This is a genomic window from Nocardioides currus, from assembly GCF_003057875.1.
In the GTDB taxonomy this organism is placed as follows: domain Bacteria; phylum Actinomycetota; class Actinomycetes; order Propionibacteriales; family Nocardioidaceae; genus Nocardioides; species Nocardioides currus.
Genome location: NZ_PYXZ01000011.1, coordinates 28,185 through 47,213, shown reverse-complemented (window position 1 = coordinate 47,213; position 19,029 = coordinate 28,185). Strand labels below are relative to the sequence as shown.

Annotated in this window: 16 protein-coding genes and 1 tRNA gene; 9 read left to right on the top strand and 8 right to left on the bottom strand. The window is 72.4% G+C overall.

What is annotated here, in order from left to right; all coding sequences use genetic code 11:
- Positions 1-46 precede the first annotated feature (46 nt).
- Together C7S10_RS19665 and C7S10_RS19660 are read right to left on the bottom strand one after the other, a co-directional pair.
- Positions 47-1,114 carry a hemolysin family protein gene (locus C7S10_RS19665; protein ID WP_108346215.1) on the bottom strand — a complete coding sequence of 356 codons (1,068 nt, stop codon included), beginning with the start codon at positions 1,112-1,114 and terminating at the stop codon, positions 47-49.
- A complete protein-coding gene (locus tag C7S10_RS19660) occupies positions 1,107-2,510 on the bottom strand; it encodes a hemolysin family protein (protein ID WP_108346213.1) in 1,404 nt (467 codons plus the stop codon). The genes C7S10_RS19665 and C7S10_RS19660 overlap by 8 nt, the downstream gene beginning before the upstream one ends.
- 214 nt (positions 2,511-2,724) lie before the next feature.
- Here C7S10_RS19660 and C7S10_RS19655 point away from each other — a divergent pair, with 214 nt between their 5' ends.
- The 4 genes from C7S10_RS19655 to C7S10_RS19640 all read left to right on the top strand — a co-directional run bounded on the left by C7S10_RS19655 (position 2,725) and on the right by C7S10_RS19640 (position 7,110).
- Positions 2,725-4,170 (top strand): sulfatase family protein, encoded by a 1,446-nt coding sequence (locus tag C7S10_RS19655; protein WP_165807244.1) that lies wholly within the window; start codon positions 2,725-2,727, stop codon positions 4,168-4,170.
- A gap of 17 nt (positions 4,171-4,187) precedes the next feature.
- Entirely contained in the window at positions 4,188-5,672 is a 1,485-nt protein-coding gene (locus tag C7S10_RS19650) for a DUF1800 domain-containing protein (protein ID WP_108346209.1), read from the top strand.
- 5 nt (positions 5,673-5,677) lie between these two features.
- Positions 5,678-6,961, top strand: a complete 1,284-nt coding sequence (locus C7S10_RS19645; RefSeq protein ID WP_133176569.1) for a DUF1501 domain-containing protein — start codon at positions 5,678-5,680, stop codon at positions 6,959-6,961.
- 75 nt (positions 6,962-7,036) lie between these two features.
- Positions 7,037-7,110, top strand: a tRNA-Pro gene (locus C7S10_RS19640).
- A gap of 62 nt (positions 7,111-7,172) precedes the next feature.
- Here the strand turns inward: C7S10_RS19640 and C7S10_RS19635 are convergent.
- Positions 7,173-8,354 carry an IS481 family transposase gene (locus C7S10_RS19635; RefSeq protein WP_108346204.1) on the bottom strand — a complete coding sequence of 394 codons (1,182 nt, stop codon included), beginning with the start codon at positions 8,352-8,354 and terminating at the stop codon, positions 7,173-7,175.
- Between the two features lie 319 nt (positions 8,355-8,673).
- Between C7S10_RS19635 and C7S10_RS19630 the strand changes: the two genes are divergently transcribed.
- From C7S10_RS19630 to C7S10_RS19615, 4 genes are all read left to right on the top strand, one after another.
- Positions 8,674-9,564: a DUF4397 domain-containing protein gene (locus C7S10_RS19630; RefSeq protein ID WP_165807243.1), complete on the top strand. Its 891-nt coding sequence runs from the start codon at positions 8,674-8,676 to the stop codon at positions 9,562-9,564.
- Between the two features lie 95 nt (positions 9,565-9,659).
- Positions 9,660-10,259 carry a class F sortase gene (locus C7S10_RS19625; RefSeq protein ID WP_165807242.1) on the top strand — a complete coding sequence of 200 codons (600 nt, stop codon included), beginning with the start codon at positions 9,660-9,662 and terminating at the stop codon, positions 10,257-10,259.
- Complete coding sequence (locus C7S10_RS19620) at positions 10,256-11,335, top strand: hypothetical protein (RefSeq protein ID WP_133176568.1); 1,080 nt, start codon at positions 10,256-10,258, stop codon at positions 11,333-11,335. The genes C7S10_RS19625 and C7S10_RS19620 overlap by 4 nt, the downstream gene beginning before the upstream one ends.
- Positions 11,332-12,000: a M23 family metallopeptidase gene (locus C7S10_RS19615; RefSeq protein WP_108346198.1), complete on the top strand. Its 669-nt coding sequence runs from the start codon at positions 11,332-11,334 to the stop codon at positions 11,998-12,000. The genes C7S10_RS19620 and C7S10_RS19615 overlap by 4 nt, the downstream gene beginning before the upstream one ends.
- A gap of 45 nt (positions 12,001-12,045) precedes the next feature.
- On the opposite strand, the gene der is transcribed toward C7S10_RS19615, so the two are convergent.
- From der to aroH, 5 genes are read right to left on the bottom strand one after another with little or no spacing between them, the layout of a single operon-like run.
- Positions 12,046-13,404: a ribosome biogenesis GTPase Der gene (der, locus tag C7S10_RS19610; protein WP_108346196.1), complete on the bottom strand. Its 1,359-nt coding sequence runs from the start codon at positions 13,402-13,404 to the stop codon at positions 12,046-12,048.
- Positions 13,401-14,198 (bottom strand): lysophospholipid acyltransferase family protein, encoded by a 798-nt coding sequence (locus tag C7S10_RS19605; RefSeq protein WP_243395489.1) that lies wholly within the window; start codon positions 14,196-14,198, stop codon positions 13,401-13,403. Before C7S10_RS19605 ends, der begins: the two co-directional genes overlap by 4 nt.
- Positions 14,195-14,863, bottom strand: a complete 669-nt coding sequence (gene cmk, locus C7S10_RS19600; RefSeq protein WP_108346194.1) for a (d)CMP kinase — start codon at positions 14,861-14,863, stop codon at positions 14,195-14,197. Before cmk ends, C7S10_RS19605 begins: the two co-directional genes overlap by 4 nt.
- Positions 14,864-14,874: 11 nt before the next feature.
- Positions 14,875-15,948 (bottom strand): prephenate dehydrogenase, encoded by a 1,074-nt coding sequence (locus tag C7S10_RS19595; protein ID WP_108346192.1) that lies wholly within the window; start codon positions 15,946-15,948, stop codon positions 14,875-14,877.
- Entirely contained in the window at positions 15,941-16,324 is a 384-nt protein-coding gene (gene aroH / locus C7S10_RS19590; protein WP_108346190.1) for a chorismate mutase, read from the bottom strand. The genes C7S10_RS19595 and aroH overlap by 8 nt, the downstream gene beginning before the upstream one ends.
- A gap of 129 nt (positions 16,325-16,453) precedes the next feature.
- Here aroH and C7S10_RS19585 point away from each other — a divergent pair, with 129 nt between their 5' ends.
- Positions 16,454-18,979, top strand: a complete 2,526-nt coding sequence (locus C7S10_RS19585; RefSeq protein ID WP_108346188.1) for a hypothetical protein — start codon at positions 16,454-16,456, stop codon at positions 18,977-18,979.
- Positions 18,980-19,029 lie beyond the last annotated feature (50 nt).

Sequence of the window (19,029 nt, the reverse complement as noted above, 5' to 3'; positions counted from 1 at the left end):
GGGTGGTCGCCCGGCGTGCTCGCTGGGCGGTGGTGCGGTGGTCACCCTATCCAGCCTCGCCCGCGGATCCGGCCCACTCGTGGTGCGAGCCGTCGCGGATCTCCCCGACGAGCTCCTCGAGCACGTCCTCGAGCGTGACGAGACCGAGCACGGTGCCCTCGCGGGTCACGACGCGCGCCATGTGGGCACCGCGGCGCTGGAGGCTCTCGAGCGCGTCGTGCAGCACGTCATCGGGTCCGACGGTCGCGAGCGGGCGCACCCACTTGGCGTCGACGGGACGCTGGCGGCGCTCGTCGTCGCTCTCGAGGACGTCCTTGATGTGGACGTAGCCGGTGAGGTCGCCGTCGGGCGCGGTGACCGGGAAGCGGCTGTAGCCGGTGGCCGCGCACAGGGCCTCGACGTCGGCGGGCGTCGACCCGCTGCCGATGGTCGAGAGACCGTCGACCGGCATCAGCACCGACGTGACGGCCTTCTCGGTGAAGCCCAGGGCACCGGCGAGGCGGTCGTACTCGTCGTCGGCGATCATGCCCTCGCCGCGCGACTCCTCGACGAGGGCCGCGACCTCCTCGCGGGTGTAGCTCGAGCTCACCTCGTCCTTGGGCTCGACGCCGAGCAGGCGCAGGATGCCGTTGGCCGTCAGGTTGAGCAGGGTGATGACGGGTCGCAGGATCGTCACGATCACCATCATCGGCGGACTGAGCACGAGGGCGGCGCGGTCGGGTCCGGCCAGTGCGATGTTCTTGGGCACCATCTCGCCCAGCACGACGTGGAGGTAGACCACCAGCGACATCGCCACCACGAACGACACCGGGTGCAGCGCGGCCTCCGGGACGTGCACGGCGTGGAAGACCGGCTCCAGCAGGTGCGCGACCGCCGGCTCGCCGACGGCACCGAGACCGAGCGAGCAGACCGTGATGCCGAGCTGGGCGCCGGCCATCACCAGCGACACGTTCTCGATGGCGCGCAGGGTGGTGCGCGCGGACCGGGAGCCGTCCTGGGCGCGGGGCTCGATCTGGCTGCGCCGGGCCGAGAGCAGCGCGAACTCCGCGCCGACGAAGAAGGCGTTGAGGGCCAGCAGCACGACCGCCAGCAGCACGCCGCCGAGGTCACCCATGGGTCGCCTCCCCCGTGGTCGGGTCGCTCGGATCGATCGGATCGGTCGCGGCCGCCGGCGGCGTCGTGGTCACCAGCCGCAGCTCGAGGCGGTCCACCCGCAGGCCGTCCATCCGCTCCACGGTCAACGTCGCCAGGTCCTGGCCCGGCACGTCGGGGTTCGACCGGTCGGGTACGGCGACCTCGACCCGGTCGCCGGCACTGGGGATCTTGCCGAGGGACCTCATGACGAGGCCGCCGATCGTGTCGTAGTCCTCGTGGTCGGGGAGCTCGATGCCGGTGGCGTCCTCGACCTCGTCCGGGCGCAGCAGGCCCGACAGGGTCCAGCTGCCGTCGCGGCGCTGGCGGGCCCGCGACCCGAGCCGGTCGTGCTCGTCGGAGATGTCGCCGACGATCTCCTCGACGACGTCCTCGAGCGTGACCACGCCGGCGTGACCGCCGTACTCGTCGAGCACGATCGCCATCTGGAAGCCGTCGCCCCGCAGCAGCGACATGAGCGGGTCGAGCCGCAGGCTGTCGGGCACGACGGTCGGCTTGACCATGATGTGCTTGATCCGGGTGGTGGCCCGCTCGTGGATCGGCAGCGCGACGGCGTGCTTGACGTGGACGGTGCCGACGACGACGTCCTCGGCATCGAGGACCGGGAAGCGCGACAGTCCGGTCTGGCGGGTCAGCTCGATCACCGCGGAGGCTCGCTCGGTCTCCTCGACCGTGGTGGTGCGCACGCGCGGTGTCATGATCTCGCCGGCCGTCCGGGCCCCGAACTCGACGCTGCGCTCCATCAGCTCGGCGGTCTCGTGGTCGAGCGTGCCCTGGTCGGCGGACCGCTGCACCAGCGAGGCGAGCTCCTCGGAGCTGCGGGCGGAGCGCAGCTCCTCCTGCGGCTCGATGCCGAGTCGGCGCACGAGCGCGTTGGCGGAGCCGTTGAGGACCCGGATCGGGCCCTTGCTCGCGGCCGTGAAGCCGCGCATGAAGCCCTGAGTGCGTCGCGCGGTCTCCAGCGGCAGGGCCAGCGCGACGTTCTTGGGGACCATCTCGCCGAAGATCATCGTCAGCACCGTGCCCAGCGCGAGGCCGAGGCCGATCGCGATGGGGGTGACCCAGTCGTCGGGCACGCCCGCGGAGGCGAGCGGCCCGTCGACGAGCTGGGCGATCGCCGGCTCGGCGAGGAAGCCGATCGCGAGGTTGGTGACCGTGATCCCGACCTGCGCCCCCGAGAGCTGCGTGGAAAGTGACTTGAGCGCCGTCTGCACGCCGTCGGCGGCGACGTCGCCCGACGCGGCGGCGCGGTCCACGCTGCCGCGGTCGACGGTCACGAACGAGAACTCCGCGGCGACGAACAACCCGCAGATCGCGATCAGCGCCAGGGAGGCGAGCAGGAGGAGCCACGGGGTCACGCCTCAGCCTAAGTGAGGCGACACGCCGGGACCCCAATCGGGACGCGCCGGGTCAGCGCCCGGCAGGTGCCCCGGCACGTGCTCGGGGCCGTTCGCGGACCGGTCGTCAGGCTTTGGGCGGAGGCCTGCCGAGCCCCTACGCTGTGCCCTTCGGTCGGGCGAACCAAGGGACACCATGCAGGCGTGGGTACGCGGCGGGACAACCGCTCTCATCGTGCTGCTCCTCGCGGTCCTCGGCGTGACCATGGCCGACCGGTCCTCGACCCTGCCCAGCGCCGTCCAGGCCGCGGCCGGTGCCCCCGTCGGCCTGCTCACGGACTCGGGCCAGCGCCCGAACGTGGTGTTCGTGATGACCGACGACATGCGCGAGGACGACCTGCACTGGATGCCTCACACCCGCCGGCTGCTGGCCGATCGGGGCATGGACCTCAGCGACGCGATCTCGCCCCACCCGCTGTGCTGCCCGGCGCGCGCCGAGCTGGTGAGCGGGCAGTACGCCCAGAACAACGGCGTGCAGCACAACAAGGGTCCGTTCGGCGGCTTCCAGGCGCTGGACCCGACGCAGGAGATCAGCTCGTGGTTCACGAAGGCCGGCTATCGGACCGGCTTCGTCGGCAAGTTCCTCAACGGCTACACCGATGCGGACGTCCGGCCCTCCGGGTGGGACCACTGGGACGCGCTGAGCGCAGGGGTCTACGACTACTTCGACTTCGCCTTCGACAACGACGGCGACCCGGAGAGGTACCGCGACAGCTACGTCACCGACGTCATCGCCGAGCGCACCAACGCCACCATCCGTGACTTCGCCCGCGACGACGACCCGTTCCTCGTCTACTCCTGGCACCTGGCCCCGCACTACCGGATCAACGGCAACGGCCGCCCCGTCCCGCCCCCGGCCTCCCCGCGCGACCGCGGTCGCTTCGCCGCTGCCGTCCCGCCGTCGTTCCGCAACCCGTCCTTCAACGAGCGTGCGGTCCTCGACCAGCCCCGGCCGTTCCGCAACCGGAGGATGGCCGACCCCGAGCTGGTCACCACCGAGCACCGGGCCCGGCTGCGGGCGCTCCAGTCGGTGGACCGCGCCGTCGAGTCGCTGGTCGAGACCCTGCGCGAGGTCGGCGAGCTCAACGACACCGTCATCGTGTTCACCTCCGACAACGGCTACTCCCTCGGCGAGCACCGCTTCGTCGGCAAGAACGTGCTGACCGACGAGGCGCTGCAGGTGCCGCTGCTCGTCCGCGGTCCCGGCATCGGCCGCGGCACGACGTCCGACCTGCCCGTGACGCTCGTCGACCTGCCGGCCACCTTCACCGCGCTGGCCGGCGTGAAGCCCGGCTGGACCCTGGACGGTGCGTCGTTCCTGCCGACCCTGCGCGGCCAGGACCAGCCGTTCCGTGACGCCACGCTCGTGCAGACCGGCGACGACGGCGGGGACGGCTGGGCCTACCGCGGCCTGCGGACCTCGCGCTTCCTGTACGGCGTCAACGGGGCCGACGGCTTCCTGTACGACGCCTTGCGCGACCCGCACCAGCTCATCAACCGTTTCGACGACCCGGGCTACCTCGTCATCCGCGCCATGCTCGAGGAGCGGCGCACCCAGCTGCTCGGCTGCACCGGGACGACCTGCAATCCGACGTTCGGCCCCCTGCCGGACCCGACCTGACCCTAGGCTGATCGACCGTGACCTCCCCCACCACGAAGAAGCCGGGCAAGAAGCCGGCGAAGAAGCCAGCGAAGGACCCGTCGTCCCTGTCGGGTCCCGACCGGCACCTCGCCCTGAGGTTCTCCTACGGGCTGACGCCCGAGCTGCGCCGCGACGTACGCCGCCTCGGCGGCCGTGGCTGGTTCGAGCACCAGCTGGAGCCGCGGAAGATCTCCGACCGCAAGGCCGACGACCTCGCGGGCTGGTGGCCCTCGCTCGGTCGCTCCCCGCTCGACCTGTGGCAGCGCACGCAGAGCGAGGTCGAGCCCGGCTGGCAGGTGATGGAGGACTACGCGCGCTGGGTGCTGATGCGGCGCATCACCTCCAAGCGGCAGCTGCTCGAGGTGATGGCGGAGTTCTGGGAGAACCACTTCCACGTCCCCGTCGACGCCGACGGCGTCTTCACCCACCGTGTGCCCTACGGCAAGGCACTGCGGGCCGGTGCGCTCGGGTCGTTCAAGGACCTGCTCTTCACCGCCACCACCCACCCGGCGATGGGGATCTACCTCAACAACGCCGAGTCGACCAAGGCGGCGCCCAACGAGAACCTCGGCCGCGAGCTGCTCGAGCTGCACACCGTCGGGCGCGACGCCTACTCCGAGGACGACGTGAAGGACTCCGCGCGCATCCTCACCGGCTGGCGCGTCGACGTGTGGAAGACGTTCGCCGCGAAGTACTCCCCCGACGACCACGCCACCGGCACCGTGAAGGTGCTGAAGTTCAAGGACGCCAACACGTCCCGCGACGGGCGCGCGGTGACGCGGCGCTACACCGACTACCTCGCGACCCACCCGGCCACCGCGGAGCGGATCGCCCGCAAGCTGGCCGTGAAGTTCGTCCGCGACGACCCGCCGGCTGCGCTGGTCAAGCACCTCGCGAAGGTCTACCTCAAGCACGACACCGAGATCGTGCCGGTGCTGCACGAGCTGGTCTCCTCGCCCGTCTTCTCGGCCTCGCGCGGCACCAAGGTCCGCGACCCCGGCGAGGACGTCGTCGCCACGTGGCGCGCCCTGCAGGTGAAGGCGCGCAAGCCCGGCAGCGACAGCTCCGGTGCCGAGGCGATCCTGTGGCAGACCTCCGGCCTCGGCCAGCGTCCGTTCGCCTGGAGCCGTCCCGACGGCCAGCCGATCACCAACGCGGCCTGGGCCTCGACCGGGCGGATGACCGGATCGTGGCGCATGCACTACTCGATGGCTGGCGGCTGGTGGCCCAAGGACGACCTGCGCTACCGCCCGCCGAAGGCGTGGCTGCCGGGCACCAAGGTCCGCTTCGAGGACCTCGTCGACCACCTGTCGGCGGAGATCCTCTCCCGGCCCGCCACCGCCCAGCTGCTCAGCGCGTGCTGCCAGGCGGTGGGCGTGCGACCCGGCACCAGGATCGACCAGGAGCACGCGGTCGTGCAGTGGCAGATGCCGCTGCTGCTCACCACCCTGCTCGACTCCCCCGCCCACATGACCCGGTGAACGACATGACGACCTCCTTCCCTGCCTCTGCTCCGATGGCCGACTGCTGCGACGACTTCACCCGGATGCGCCTCTCGCGCCGGGCCCTCATGGGCACCGCCGCGGGGCTCGCCGGCGCCGCGGTGGTGTACGGCGGTGCGGAGGTGCGCGCCTCGGCCGCCGGCCTCGCGCCGGCGCCCAGCGTGCTGGTCGTGCTGTCGCTGCGGGGTGCTGCCGACGGGCTCTCGCTCGTCGTCCCGCACGCCGACCCGGTCTACTACCAGGCACGCCCGCGCATCGCCGTACCCGCCGACCAGCTGCTGGCGCGGGACGGCATGTTCGGCCTGCACCCCTCGCTCGCGCCGCTGCTGCCGCTGTGGCAGGCCGGCAAGGTGGCGGCGGTGCACGCGACCGGGCTGCCCGCGCCCAACCGCTCGCACTTCGCGGCGATGGAGGAGATCGAGGACGCCAGCGCCGGGTCGGCGCAGCGGATCGGCTGGCTCAACCGGCTGATCGGCCTCGACGCGATCACCAGCCCCGTCCAGGCCGTCGGCCTCGGCAGCGGCGTGCTCCCGACCTCGCTGTCCGGCCCCGCCGCGGCGATGGCGGCCGAGTCGGTGGACGGCATCAGCATCGCCGGCACCGACGGCTCGTCGGCCGCCGGTCGGCGGGCCAGCCTCGCGACGCTGTGGAACAAGGACACCAGCGTGCTGGGCCGCGCCGCCCGCGACACGTTCGCCTCGGTCGACACCTTCGCCCCGATCGCCGCCGGTGACGACACGCCCGCCAACGGCGCGGTCTACCCCTCCGGCGACCTCGGCGACTCGCTGGCCCACGCGGCCCGGATCGTGCGCGGCGACCTCGGCGTGCAGGTGATCACCGTCGACCAGGGCGACTGGGACATGCACACCGGCGTCGGCACCCTCGAGTGGGGCCGGATGAAGGACAACGCGGGCGGACTCGCGTCGTCCCTGGCCGCGTTCTTCACCGACATCGGTCCGCTGGCCGACAAGGTGACCGTGGTGGCGCTGAGCGAGTTCGGCCGCCGGGTCGCCGAGAACGCCAACTACGGCCTCGACCACGGCTACGGCAACGTCATGTTCCTGGCCGGCGCCGGCGTCGTCGGTGGCCGCTACTACGGCACCTGGCCGGGGCTGGTGAACACCGAGGACGGCGACCTGACCGTCACCACCGACTACCGCGCCGTGCTCTCCGAGGTCGTGCGTGCGCGGTTCTCGGTCGACTCGAGCCAGGTCTTCCCCGGCTTCTCCGGGGCGGGGCTCGGGGTCGTCGCACCGAGGGCGACCTGATGCACGGATCCCGGCGCCCCTGAGGTAGGGTTTCGCTCGCTCGAACGCGTCGGCTCGCCGATCGCCGAAGGGCTTCGGGCTGTAGCGCAGCTTGGTAGCGCACCTGACTGGGGGTCAGGGGGTCGCAGGTTCAAATCCTGTCAGCCCGACCGTGTGATGTCTCAGGACATCTGCAAGGCCCGGACCCACGGAAGTGGGTTCGGGTCTTGTTTCATTTCCGGGGTTGGTAGTCCTTGGTGGTGTCGATGGTGAGCTCGCGGAGGAGTTCGCCGGTGATGGCGTTGATGATGCTGACTTCGAGGTCTTGGATGAGCAGGATGACGTGGGTTCGGGTGTGGGTTCGTCCGACGCCGATGTGGCGGAGCTGGCCGGCTACGCGCAGGGTGACGGTGCCGGACTTGTCGACGATGTCGTGTCGGATCCTGTCGTGGGTCTCGGCGTCGCGGCTGGGTCCGGGTACCGCCTTGGGGAGTGCGTTGTAGCGCGCATCCGGGGTGGCTCGGTGGGGCAGCGAGCGGTGGGGGCGGGCGGTGTTGTACTCGTGGCAGAACTGGTCGAGCAGGACCTGTAGCGCCGCGATGGTGGCGGGCTGGGTGGGTTGTGCGCGCAGCCAGTTCTTCATCGTCTGTTGGAACCGTTCGACCTTGCCGCAGGTGGTGGGGTGGTTGGGGCGGGAGTTCTTCTGGATCACGTGCCACTCACGTAGTTGTTGCTCGAAGCCGTTGCGGCCGCCTCGGTGTCCGATGCTGGCCAGGCGGACGGTGTAGACCATGCCGTTGTCGGTGAGCGTTGACGCGGGGATGCCGTGCCGACCTGCGGCTTTGCGGAACGTGGCGGTGACGATCGGGGTGGTGATCGCCCGGTGCGCGGACACGTGGAGTGCGTAACGGGTGCAGTCGTCGAGCCAGGTGATGATCTCCACGCCCGTGGGGAACGTGGTGGTGTCGGTCAGCGGGTAGTGGGTGAAGTCGGATTGCCAGCACTCGTTCGGCATCGCTGCCTCGAAGCGGGTGTAGGACGACTTCGGACGTTTCTTCGGCTCTGGGGTGATGGTGCCGTGGCGGGTCAGGATCCGGTGGATCGTGGCACGCGACACGGTCACGTCGTGGTGGCGGGCCAGGTGCCAGGCGATGGTCTCGGCGCCGGCGTCGTGTCCGGACTCGGCCAGCTGCTTGCGCAGACGCAGGACCAGATCGACGGTCGCGGACGGGGTAGCTCGTGGTGAGGTCCTGGGGGCCCTCGAGCGGGGTTCGAAGGCGGCCTCGCCCTCGGCTCGGTATCGGGCCATGAGCCGGCTGACCGTGGCCTCGGACAGCCCGTAGGTGCGGGCGGCCTCGGCCTGGGTGAGGCCCTGCAGGGTGACGGCGGTGATGACCAGCCTCGCTCTCGACACGAGCGAGCATCACGCACCATCGCCTTGCAGATGTCGTGAGACATGCCTTGCAGATGTCCTGAACCAGCACACTGTCAGCCCGACCGTAGTTCTCCACCTCGCAGAGGCCGTCACCGCACCAGCGGAGGCGGCCTCTCGTGCGTCCCGACCACCGGCGTCGGGCCTACGTGTCCAGACCGCTGGGGCACGCGCGGTTACGCCGCGGCAACGAGAGGACAGCAGGCGTCCACAGCCTGACCGTTCTCCGTACGCCCGATTTCCGGCGGTGATGTGCTCCGTCCACGGGCGCCATGGGGGCGGTCGAGCCCAGGAGGAACCGATGGCCAGCACACGATGGATCTACCTCGCCGCCACGATGGCGGTCGGCGCCACCCTCGCGGGCGCCCCGTCGGCCCAGGCCGCCGGGAGCGAGGCGGGCACCGCACAGCTGATGGTCGTCCAGGCCCTCCCCGGCCTCACGCTCGACGTCGACATCGACCGGGAGGGCGTCGAGGACGGGGCCGACTCCGGTGCCGTGCTCGGACCGTTCACCGTCCCCGCCGGCGAGCACCGGGTCTCGTTCCGCGACGCCGACGGTGAGGTCGTCCTCGACACGGCCGTCGAGCTGGCGGCCGGCTCGCGCCAGGACCTCGTGGTCCACCTCCCCGCCCAGGCCGACGGGGACCCCGTCACCACCTTGTACGACACGCCGACGGAGCGGATCGGTGCCGACAAGGCCCGCGTGCTGATCGCGCACACCGCCTCGGTCGCCCCGGCCGACGTCCGCGTCGACGGCACCGTGGTCTTCCGCAACATCGCCAACGGCGAGTTCGCCACCGCCGACGTCGCCGCCGGGGACCACGTCGCCGAGCTCCTCCCCTCCGGACTGACCCGGGACCCGATCCTCGGCCCGCTCAACGTCACGCTGCCCGCCGGGACCGCCACCATGGTCTACGCCGTGGGTGACCCCACCAAGGACTCGATGGAGGTCATCGCCCACAGCATCGCCCTCACCGCCGACGGCACCGAGGCGCCCAGCACCATCGACACCGGCAGCGCCGGCCTGGCGGCGGGGATCACCGTCGCTCCCTTCTCGGCGCCGCGGACCACCGTCGCCGACGGGGGCACGGCCAGCTCGCCGCTCGTCAGCGGTGGGGCCGCCCTCGCCGCCGTGCTGGCGATCGCCCTCCTCGCCCTGCGCCGCAGCCGGAACGCAGCCGAAGCACCCTGATGCGGGCGTCGCACCGACGGTCGAGATCCTTCCCGGGGGGCACGCGCCCCGCGGGGAGGATCGCGTGCTGCCTGGGCGTCGGGGTGGTCCTCGGCGTGCTCGGCATCGCCGTGGCCGGCGTGGGTCCACTTCCCGGTGGCGCGGCGGCCACGGACCAGCCGTCCCCGGAGCCCGCCGACGTCGTGGTGACGGCGGCGACCGCGCCACGCACGGGCGCGGTCGCGCCCGAGCCGCCCGTCAGCGCCGAGCTGCCGAGCGGCACGGTCGTCCCGGTCGTGCCGGTCGGCACCACGGCCGACGGCACCCTCGACGTCCCGGACGACATCCGGGTCTCGGGCTGGTGGCGCGGCGGCTCACGCCTGGGAGACCCCTTCGGGTCCATGCTGATCGCCGCGCACGTCGACTCGGCCCGGCAGGGCCTCGGGCCGTACGCCGAGCTGCTCACCGTCTCCGCCGGCGCGCGCTTCGCCCTGACCTCGTCGTCGCTGAGCCAGGACTACGAGGTCGAGTCACTGCGGCTGATCCCGAAGGGCACCGTCGCCACCCACCGGTGGATCACCTCGCCGACCGGTCCCCACCGGATGACGCTGGTGACCTGCGCAGGCCCCTACGTCGAGAGCAAGGGCGGCTACCAGCGCCTCGCCGTCGTCACGGCGACCCCGGTCGGGCAGCCCGAGCCGAGGAGCGAGCGATGAGCGACGACACCCAGCCCCCGGACCGGCCGGGCCTCCCCCGACGCAACCGCACCCCGGGACGCCCCTCGAAGCCCGAGGGGTTCCGGCTGCTCGGCGAGCCAGCGGCGCCGACGCGACCCGGCCCGACGGGTCAGCGGACGACCCGGTCGGCTCCGGCGAAGCCCGAGCCTGCCCCGCCCGCCGCCGGACGACCCACCACTGGACGACCCACCGCGGCGTCGCCCTCCGCGGGCGCCCAGGAGACACCGCGCGCGCCCCGGCCGCGCCCGAGGATGGCCAAGGCACCGGCCGCGAGCGTGTCGCCGCCCCCACCACGCCTGTTCACCCCCGAGCCCGTGGACTACGGGGAACCGGTCGCGGAGCCGGCCGCCGCGCCGGGGCCGCGTCGCCGGTGGCCGGTGATCGCGGTCGTGTCGCTGGTCGTGGTCCTCGCCGTCGCCGGGGCGGCCGCGGTGCTGCTGCGCGACGGCGACCGGTCACCGGCCGACGACGCCGGGGAGCCGGCACCGTCGACGGCCGCCCGGACGTTCCCGGAGCCCCCGATCCCGCTGGTCTCGGACACCGAGCTGGTGTTCACCGACGTGCTCGCCGACGGCGACCTGACCGTCAAGCACTGGTTGCGGACCGAGGAGCCCGTCGACCGGCTCGAGCTCTCGGCGCCGGGAGACGGGATGACCAGCGCGGAGGTCACCGACGTCGTCGTCGCCGCCGACGGCGTCGCGGTCGCGTCGGCCGACGTCGTCGCCGCGTCGGGGTGGGCCGGTCCCCTGCCCGCGACCAGCGACGTCTACGTCAGCTATCGGCTCTCCGGCGTGCTCCAGCTCAGCGACTCGGCGCAGGGTCGCGGCCTGGCGACCACGACTGCGCTCGTCGCGGACGTCGGTCGCCCGATGGTGGCGCGCACGCAGTCGTTCACAGGAGCCAGCGTCCTGACGCTCGCCTGCCTGCCACCCGGAGACCAGGCCATGCCGACTCCGTGCGGCTCATCGAAGGGCGACACCTGGACCGTCGTGTCCGAGGGCGACGCCGTCGCCGACTCGGTGATCGCCCAGGTCGACCTCGGAGCCGGCCAGTGACGCGCCGACGCCGCTGGCCCGCCGCCCTGGCCCTCCTGGCGGCGATGGTCGCGCCGGCGCTCGTCGGCACGGCGGCGCACGCGTCCCCGGAGACGCCGCGGGCGCTGAAGATGCACGACGAGCTGATGGTCGAGGTCGAGCTGCACGTGCAGCACCGCGAGGAGGTGCTGACCGCGCTGCTCGACGCGGCCGAGCGGCACGCGGCCGACGTCGGGCAGCGCAGCGCGCGTCTCGCCGCGCTCGGCTACACCGGCGACCTGACGAAGCTGGAGTACGTCCTCCCCGTCCAGGACTATCGCCTGACGGCCGGCTTCGGCGAGAGCGGGCCGCACTGGGCGAGCGTGCACACCGGGCTCGACTTCGCGGCGCCGCTCGGGACCGAGCTGGTCGCCGTGGCGGACGGCATCGTCACTGAGGTCGCCTACGCCGGGCCGTACGGCATCCGCACCGTCCTGACCCTTCAGGACGGCACCGAGGTCTGGTACAACCACCAGCTCCAGCCGCTGGTCTTCGAGGGTCAGGCGATCCTGATCGGCGAGCCGATCGGGCTGCTGGGCACCACCGGCAACAGCATCGGACCGCACCTCCACCTCGAGGTGCGACCGGGGGGCGCCGCACCGGTCGACCCGCGGGCGTGGCTGACCGAGCGCGGCCTGACGCCGTGAGCCGCCCTGAGCTGACCTGAGCAGACCTGGGCTGAGCTGTGCTGACTAGGTGCGCTTGCGCTTCTCGCGCGGCTTCTGGTTGATCACGATCGGCGTGCCGACGAACCCGAACTCCTCGCGCAGGCGGCGCTCCACGAAGCGTTCGTACGCCGCGTCGAGCTTGCCGCTCGTGAACAGCACGAACGTCGGCGGGGCCGTCGACGGCTGGGTCGCGAACAGGATCTTGGGCTGCTTGCCGCTGCGGACGGGGTGCGGGTGCTCCCCCACGAGGCGGCCGAGGAAGGTGTTGAGCGCGCCGGTGGAGACCCGGGTCTCCCAGCCCTCGAGGGCCTTGTCGAGCGCCGGCACCAGCCGGTCGACGTGCCAGCCGGTGCGCGCCGTGATGTTGATGCGCGGCGCCCACTGGATCTGCACGAGGTCGCGCTCGATCTCGCGCTCGAGGTAGTACCGGCGCTCGTCGTCGACGAGGTCCCACTTGTTGAACGCGACGACCATCGCCCGGCCGGCGTCGCGGATCGTCTGGATGATGCGCATGTCCTGCTCGGAGATGCTCTGCTCGGCGTCGAGGACCAGCACGGCGACCTCGGCGCGGTCGATGGCCGTCGAGGTCCGCAGCGAGGCGTAGTACTCGTGGCCCGACGCTTCCTTGACCCGCTTGCGGATCCCGGCGGTGTCGATGAAGCGCCAGGTGCGGTCGCCCATGTCGACGAGCTCGTCCACCGGGTCGACCGTGGTGCCGGCGACGTTGTCGACGACGACGCGCTCCGAGCCGGCGAGCTTGTTGAGCAGCGACGACTTGCCGACGTTGGGCTTGCCGACGAGCGCGATGCGGCGCGGGCCGCCGAGCTCCTCGCCGAATGACTGCGGCGGCGTCTCGGGCAGCGCGGCGAGCACGGCGTCGAGCAGGTCGCCCGATCCGCGGCCGTGCAGGGCCGAGACCGGGAACGGCTCGCCCAGGCCGAGGTTCCAGAGGCCGTGGGCCTCGGCCTCGGTGCGCTGGTCGTCGACCTTGTTGGCGGCCAGCACGACCGGCTTGCCCGACTTGCGCAGGATCTTCACGACCGCGGCGTCGGAGTCGGTGATGCCGACGGTGGCGTCGACGACGAAGAGCACGGCGTCGGCCAGGCTGACGGCGACCTCGGCCTGCAGCGCGATCCGCTCGAAGAGTCCCTGCGCGTCGGGGTCCCAGCCGCCGGTGTCGACGACGGTGAAGGCGCGCCCGTTCCAGTCGGCGTCGTAGGAGACGCGGTCGCGGGTGACGCCGGGTCGGTCCTCGACGACCGCCTCGCGGCGGCCGATGATCCGGTTGACCAACGTCGACTTCCCGACGTTGGGGCGGCCGACGACGGCCAGCACCGGGGTGGGGCCGGTGGGCTCCCCGAGGTCTGTGTCGTGCTCGGTCATGGTGCTCCCTGCTGATCGGCCGCGGTGGCGGCCTGCTGGTGTGGCGGTGTGGCCACGATGTCTGGGTGGCGGACGAAGCCGGTGTCCGGCTCCTCCTCGCGGTCCCCGACCGGCAACGGTCCGGGTAGGCGGCGCCCGAGGTGGGCGAGTGCGCTGGCCTGCTGCTCGCGCAGGTGCTCCCACAGCAACGCCGAGGTGGCCAGCGTGTGTTCCCGCGTGCGCGGCCAGGGGGTGCGTGTCGTGCGCCACGCCTCGCCGTACGACACGTCGATCCGGGAGCCGCGCGGGGGCAGCGAGCTGCTGCGACCTCCCGGCAGCCGGGTGCCGACCTGGGTGACGGGGACGACGGGTGCGCCGCTGACCAGGGCGAGGTAAGTGACGCCGTGGTGGAAGACCTCGAGCTCGCCCGCGCCGCGGGTGCCCTCGGGGAAGATCCCGACGGCGCCGCCGTCGGCGAGCACGCGCAGGCAGGTCTTGACGGCGCTGGGATCGGCGCCGAACCGGTCGAGCGGGATCTGGCCCGCGCCCCGCAGGAACGCGCCGAGCCGGCCGTCGAACATCTCCTGCTTGGTCAGCGCGTGCACGGGGCGCGGCGACACGATCGCGAGCAGCGGGCCGTCGAGCCAGCCGGCGTGGTTGGAGGCGAAGATCGCGGGACCGGCCGTCGGCACCCGTACGGTGCCGTGCAGGTGGAGGTCCCAGTAGGCGCCGATCCCGGCCCGGAACACCGGACGCAGGCCGCGCAGCATGGCCCGGCGCGGGTGCCGGTCGCTGGGGCGTGGCAGGTCGCTCACGCCTCGGCCCCCGACACCGCCTCCACGAGCGCGACGACCTGCCCGACGACCTCGTCCAGGGTGTACGGCGTGGTGTCGATGTGGACCGCGCCGTCGGCCATCGTCAGCGGGGCGGTGGCGCGGCCGGAGTCGATCCGGTCGCGGGCGAGCAGCGACTCCTGCGTCGTGGCGACGTCCCCGCCGGCCTCGGCGGCGCGACGGGTCGCGCGAGCGGCGGGGTCGGCGGTGAGGTAGACCTTGACCGCCGCACCGGGGGCGACGACGGAGCCGATGTCACGGCCCTCGACGACGATGTCGGAGCCGGCCTCGATGATCGAGCGCTGGAGCTCGAGCAGCCGGGTGCGGACGGCCGGGACGGCGCTGACCGGGCTGACGGCGGCGTTGACCGCGTCGCTGCGGATCGCGACCGAGGCGTCCTCGCCGTCGACCAGGATGGTCGGGGCCTGCGGGTCGGTGCCGGACTCGATGATCGCGTCCCCGGCCCGGGCCGCGACGGCGTCCGCGTCGGTCACGTCGACGTCGTGGGTCAGCATCCACCAGGTGATGGCGCGAAACATCGCGCCGGTGTCGAGGTAGCGCATGCCGAGGCGGGACGCGACTCCCCGCGAGGTGCTGGACTTGCCGGAGCCGGAGGGTCCATCGATGGCAACGACAAGGGAACTCACGGGACGTGAGCCTACCGGTGAGTCGTCCAACCACGAGATTCCAGCGCACCCAGCAGGTGCTCGGCCCGGTCCTCCTCGACGACCAGCTCCGTGAGGCCGACGGGGCGGCCCGGATCGTGGTCGATGTGGACGTCCTCGATGTTGACGCCGATCTCGCCGGCGTCGCCGAAGAGACGGGCCAGCTCGCCCGGATGGTCGGGCACCGACACGAAGACCGAGCGCATCGGACGCACCGGCGCGCCGTGCTTGCCGGGGATGGCCGCGGTGCCGCTCACCCCCGCGCTGAGGATCTCCCCCAGCGCGTCACGACGGCCGTCGCGCACCGCGTCGATCAGGCCGTCGAGCTGCTCGCGGAGCTCACCCAGCAGGTCGGTGACCGCGGCCGCGTTGGCGGCGAGGATCTGCTGCCACAGCGCCGGGTCGCTCGCCGCGATCCGTGTGACGTCGCGCACGCCCTGCCCGGACAGGGCCAGGTGCTCCGCGGGCGCTCCCGCCAGGCGTCCCGCCACCAGCACGGCGGCGAGGTGGGGAAGGTGCGAGGTGCGGGCGACCGCCAGGTCGTGCTCCTCGGGGCTGAGGGTGGTCGCCACCGCCCCGCAGAGCTCGACCAGGGCCGCGACGGCCGCCACCGCCTCGGGCGAGGACGTCGCGTGCGGGGTGACGGCCCACGGCCGACCGTCGAAGAGCGCGGCGCTGGCGGCCAGCGGGCCCGAGCGCTCGCTTCCCGCCATCGGGTGGGAGCCGACGTAGCGCGTCAAAGCGGCGGCGTCGACGCGCTCCGCCACCTCCCGCAGCGGCCGGCCCTTGATGCTGCCGACGTCGGTGACGAGCGCGTCGCCGTCGCTCAGCGCAGCTGCGATCGCCGCGCCGAGGTGGTCGGGGGGTACGGCGACCACGACCAGCGCGGGACGGTCGTCGGTCCGCCTCGCGTGACCGGCACCCAGCCCCGTGGCCGTCCGCACGTGCTCGGCGGACAGGTCGGACAGGACGACGTCCAACCCGGCCCGGCGAGCGGCCAGCGCGATCGACGTGCCGACCAGGCCGGTGCCGACGACCTCGACCAGCCCCAGTGCCGGATCAGGCATCGGGGACGTCGCGGGTCTTGGTCAGGTCGCGGCGCAGGTTGGCCGCGCCGTGCAGGTAGACGTGGGTGATGTCGGCGCGGGCCAGGTCGGTCTCGACGTGGGCCATCATCCGCACGCAGCGCGGCATGGAGCCGGCAATCTCGAGCTCGCGCGCGCAGATCAGCGGCACCTCGCCGAAGCCGAGCCGGCGGGCGGCGTACGCCGGGAACTCGCTGACGAGGTCGCTGGTCGCGGTGAAGATGACGGAGATGAAGTCGTCGACGTCGAGGCCGTTGGCCTCCATCACGTCGGTCACCATCTCGGCCACCCGCTCGAGCATGTGCTCGCGGGTGTCGTCGTCGAGCTGGGTTGCTCCTCTGACTGCTCTGACTGCCACCGCGCCAGCCTAGTGGCGGTCCACGGTCGCTCCGGTCCGGTCGCCACAGCGTGAGCAGGCCCGCCCGCGGCGACACCACCCCGGAAGTGGGGATGCTCATCCCGCCCCGCCGCATGGTCGACTCCCGGCATGAACACGCCCAGGACCGTCCGGTCGACCCTCCTCGCCCTCCTCGCCCTGGCGCTGGCCGCCTCCGCAGCGGTGGCCGCCTCCGTGTCGACCACGGCGGTCGCGGACGCCCCGCGCGGTCCCTCCCTGACGATCAAGGTGGCCGGACCCGTGGCGCGGATCGTGGTCACGGGACCGAAGGGCTTCAAGAAGACGATCGTGCGCACGACAACGCTGCGCGGGCTGCGCCCCGGCGCCTACCAGGTCCGCGCGTCCAAGATCAAGGTCGGCCGCTCGTCGCAGGCAGCACCGGGGACCTACTACCCCTCGATCACCACGAGGAAGATCACGCTCGGCAAGCGCACGCGTACGACGACGAAGGTGAGGTACTCCCTCACCCGCCTCCGCCTCGCCGTCGGCAACCGGCCGCGAGGCACGACGGCTCCCGCGGTGCTCGTGCAGCCGAACGGCAAGCAGCGCAAGCTGAAGCTGACCAAGGCCGTCACCCTGAGCAACGTCCCGGCAGGGCGCTACACGCTGAAGCTCGCCACCATCCGAAGCAAGGACAAGCGTCGGCCCGGCACCTACACCGCGCCGTACCCCACGACGATCACCGTCGGGAAGGGTCAGCTCGGCAAGCTCACCACCGACTACGACGTGGTCACCTCCCCCGACCTCGTGGTGGCCTCGGCCACCGACGTCGTGAGCGTGGCGACCAGCACCGAGCCGGCCGGGCCGGGTGTCGTGCGGATGGTCACCGGCTACTCGCCCGGTGACATCGTGTCGATCCCGCCCGGCGCCGCCACGCCCACCGGGGCGCTGGTCAAGGTCGTCTCGGTGGGAGCGACCCAGGCTGGTGGCGCGGTCGACTACCAGGTCGTCAACGCCGACATCACCGAGGCGGTCACCGAGGCCGACTTCGCGGCGTCCGTGCCGACCTCGTTCGACCTCAGCAGCGCCAACCCCGAGACGTCGGCGCGTCGTCGCGGCAAGACGCCCTTCGCGAAGTCACTGACCTGCGGTGGCAGCGCCAACCTCGAGGTCGACGCCGCCGTGTCGGGCTCGGTGGACACCACCTTCGACCTCAGCTGGAAGTCGACCTACGTCAAGCGCGGGCCGTTCTGGGTGTGGTCGGGCGCGACGCCGCAGGTGAAGATGGACGCGACCGCGAAGGTCGAGGCGTACGCCAGGGCCACCATCAGCGGCAAGGCGTCGTGCGAGCTGGCCGAGACCAACCTGCTGGTCACGCCGCTGCGCACCGCCCCCATCCCGATCCCGGGCGTGCCCGGTCTCTTCCTGACTCCCGAGTCGCAGTTCACCATCTCCGGCAGCGTGTCCAGCGAGGCCACGGTCGCGACCGGCGTGGAGGCCTCGGTGTCGTCGAGCATCGGCGCGACCGTCACGCCCGACAAGGCCACTCCCTACTTCCTGCCGCCCAAGCCCGTGCTGAGCGCCCAGGCCCCGTCGATCTCCGCCAAGGCCAACGCGTCGGTCTACCTCGGCAACAAGACGACGTTCCTGGTCAACGGCGTCGCCGGGCCGTACGTCAAGATGCGCATCGGCCCCGAGTTCGCTGCCGACCCCGCGCTGCGGCCGTGGTGGAAGCTGGACCTCGGGTTCAAGGCTGGCGTGGGCTTCCGCGCCCAGGTCCTCGGGTTCAAGATCGACAAGTTCTTCGACGACTTCGCGCACGCGACGTTCCCCGTCTCCCAGGCCGCCGGCGGGATCGGCGACGACGGCACCGTCGACACCGGACTTCCGCCGACCGGGCCGGCGCTGCGCTCGATCGCGACGTACGGCGTCCGCAACGACCTCCAGTGCAGCCTCTACACCGACCAGGACGAGCTCGGCGAGTTCTTCGGCGACAACGGGCCCTTCACGACCGAGGGCAGCGCGAGCGACGACAACGGCGACGCCTGCGGGACCTTCGCGGTGATCGACGGCGTGCTCTACGGCCCGCGCAAGATCCCGGCGTTCTACTACTCCGACTCCACCGAGGAGCGCCCGGTCGTGCCGTGGCAACCCGTGAGCCAGACCCTGAGCGGCAGCAACACGGCCGCCAGCCCGTCCGTGCTGCGGACCGTGGTCACCGCACCCGGGACCGGCGTCCAGCTCGTGCAGACCGACAAGTGGTGGGCCGGGGGCTCGGCCATCTCCACCTCGATCAAGGTCGTCAACGCAGGCGCTCCGCGCGCGGTGCGCGTCAGTCGGGGCATCGACTGCTACCTCGGCGACCTCGACACGGGGTACGGCGAGATGCGGCCCAGCGCCGAGCTCGTCGGCTGCCTGCGCACGATCGTCCCGGACAGCGGTCCCGAGGTGGAGGCCTCCATGCGCCTGCAGAGCCTCACGCCCGGCTCGACCTGGATGGAGGGCTACTACTCCGACGTCTGGGACGCGATGACGGCGATGGCGCCGTTGCCGAACACCTGCCGCTGCTCCGAGGACATCGACAACGGCGTCGCGCTGAGCTGGGCGCCGACGCTCGCGCAGGGCGGCGACACCCTGCTCCGCAGCGAGCTGAGCCTGACCCGCGCCGGCTCCTGAGGGCTGTGGCTGCCTGCATCTCCACGCGCCTGCGTCGAGATGCAGGCAGG